Raw genomic sequence first — 2,136 nt, 5'->3', positions numbered from 1 at the left:
GCCGGGGCCGCCGGGGCCTACCGTCAGGGTGTACGTCGCGGTGTGCGTGGTCGAGCCGGTGCCCGTGACGGTGATCGAGTACGTGCCCTGTGCCGTGGAGGCGCCGACCGACAGGGTCAACGCCGAGGAGTTGCCGGAGGTCACCGAGGCGGGGTTGAAGCTCGCGGTGGTGCCGCTGGGCAGTCCGGTGGCGGTCAGGTTGACGGTCTGGGCGCTGCCCGAGGTGGTCTGGGTGTTGACCGTGGTGGAGGCGGTGCCGCCCGGCTGGGCGCTGCCGGAGGAGGAGCTGAGTGTCAGCGAGAAGTCGGGGCCGGCGGTGCCGCAGGCCGGTTCGCCGGAGGCCGCGGTGACGCTGACCGCGCTCCAGGCCGCCTTGGTGCTGTTGCACTCGGCGCTGTTGGCGCCGTACAGCTCGATGGCCGCGGCCACCGAGGCGGCGCGGATGTTGGTGTAGCGCCAGGAGGACGTCTTACGGCTCAGCGCGCCCATGTAGATCTTGCCGGCCTTTTGGATGCTGACGCCGGTCACCGAGGAGGGACCGCCGGAGCAGATCGGGCTGGAGGGCTTGCCGCCGCCGGGGTTGTTGCCCTCGGCCAGCAGGTAGAACCAGTGGTTGAGGGGGCCGGCCGCCGAGTGGACCTCGGTGTTGGGGATGGAGGAGGAGTAGCAGTTGGGGTCGCCGAGCGCGCCCGGGTTGTACATGTTGCGGATCGGGCCCTGGCCGACCAGGTCGACCTCTTCGCCGACCAGGTAGTCCGGCGGGTCGTTGGGGTTGTTGGCGTAGGCCTCGGTCAGGGCGCCGAAGATGTCGCCGGTGCCCTCGTTGATGCCGCCGTTCTCGTTGCCGGAGCCGGCGCCGCCGGGGGTGGTCTGGAAGACGGCGTGGCCGAACTCGTGGGCCACGACGTCGATCGGGGTAGCCTGCTGGGTGTTGGCCTGGTTGTGGCCGAAGTTGGTGTAGCTGCCGTTCCAGTAGGCGTTGACGTCGGCCAGGCCGACGCGGGCGGGGAAGCCTCTGCCGCTGCCGTCGATGCCGCTGCGGCCCAGCCAGTCGCGCAGCATGTCCCATTCGCGCTGGACGCTGTAGAGGGCGTCCACGCAGGCGGTCTCCAGGTTGGTGCCCGAGCCGTTGCCCCACGCGTCGTCGGTGCCGGTGTAGGCGCTGCCGCCCTGCCCGCCGCAGGCGATACCCGGCCGGGTGGTGTCGGTCATCGAGTACGAGCTGCCCGAGCCGCTCGTGTTGATGGTGACCTGTCCGTAGTAGTAGCCGTTGCCGCTGCCTTCGCGGACCAGGTCGACGGCGTCGGCGACGGCGCCGGTGCGGGCATCGACGTAGACGTTCTGCACGCTGGGTTTGCCGGCGGCCAGGCCGGAGACCTTGACCTCCCAGGCCAGCTTCGGCGCGCCGGTACGGGCCAGCACGACCAGGCGCGGCGCGGTGCTGTCGTCGACGCGGGAGAGTCTGGCCTTGGCCGTGGTGGTGGCCTTGGCGGCGCTGATGGTGGCCTTGGTGGCGATGGTGCGGGTGGTGGGGCCGGTGGCCGAGACGGTGTCTCGGACGTTGCCCGCGGCGTCGGTGACGACGACGGCGTCGCCGCCGACCATCGGCAGTCCCTTGTAGGTGCGTTCGTAGGCGACGTAGAACATGTCGCTGGCGCCGGGGGTGACCGCGACGCGGCTGTAGGCCTCGTCGGGGCCTCTGCTGAGGTTGTCGACCTGGCTGGAGACGGCCTTGTCGGCCACTGCCGCGGCCAGGGAGGCGGGGTCTGCCGCGGCGCGGGGGGCGCCGGTGCCTTGCTGGGCCGGGGGGACTCCGGGTGGGGCGGCGCTCGCGGGTGAGGGCTGCAGCGTCAGGGTCGCGGCTGTGGCCAGGCCGGCGACCGCCGCGAGTAAGGCTTTGCGTTTCACGCTGTGGTGCTCCTTTCGGCGGGCTCCCTCGGGCCGTTGCCGCCTTTGGGCGGGCGTGGGCCACCGCACGGTCAGGGGTCTCCTGGGTCGTGGGTGTGAGGGAAATGTGGGGGGTGATAAAGGGTGACGGGAGAGCAAGCGGACCGTTTCGCCTTGTTGCCGCCAGACGCTAAGCGTTTGCTGACGGCTCGAAAATACGTATGTTCATCGGTAGGCATACCGACATTT

1 protein-coding gene is annotated in these 2,136 nt (G+C 70.7%); it reads right to left on the bottom strand.

The annotated features are described in order from the left end of the window. Positions 1 to 1,908: M4 family metallopeptidase (locus DMB42_RS52655; protein WP_185845355.1), on the bottom strand; the 1,908-nt coding region annotated here is incomplete at its 3' end. Positions 1,909 to 2,136 lie beyond the last annotated feature (228 nt).

The organism is Nonomuraea sp. WAC 01424 (assembly GCF_003947315.1).
GTDB classification, from domain to species: Bacteria; Actinomycetota; Actinomycetes; order Streptosporangiales; family Streptosporangiaceae; genus Nonomuraea; species Nonomuraea spiralis.
The sequence above is the reverse complement of the archived record's forward strand: the minus strand, read 5'-3'. Positions and strand labels throughout refer to the sequence as shown.